The organism is Staphylococcus simiae (genome assembly GCF_002902085.1).
Lineage (GTDB): Bacteria > Bacillota > Bacilli > Staphylococcales > Staphylococcaceae > Staphylococcus > Staphylococcus simiae.
The window spans coordinates 1-212 of record NZ_PPQR01000112.1; the positions used below are offsets into that span (position 1 = coordinate 1).

The 212-nt window shown below is 41.5% G+C and carries 1 protein-coding gene; it reads left to right on the top strand.

The window, feature by feature from the left end; all coding sequences use genetic code 11:
• The coding region (locus CD113_RS11185) for a G5 domain-containing protein (RefSeq protein ID WP_169922562.1) at positions 1–212 on the top strand (212 nt) is incomplete at both ends.

A 212-nucleotide genomic window follows, 5' to 3' on the forward strand; every position in this document is an offset into this window, starting at 1 on the left:
GTACCATTTGAAACAAAACGCGAATTCAATCCAAACTTAAACCCTGGTGAAGAACGAGTGAAACAAGAAGGTCGTCCAGGTGAGAAAACGATCACAACACCAATCACTGTAAACCCAATTACAGGTGAAAAAGTTGGTGAAGGACAACCAACAGAAGAAATTACAACACCACCAGTAGATGAAATCATTGAGTTCGGTGGCGAAAAAGTGCC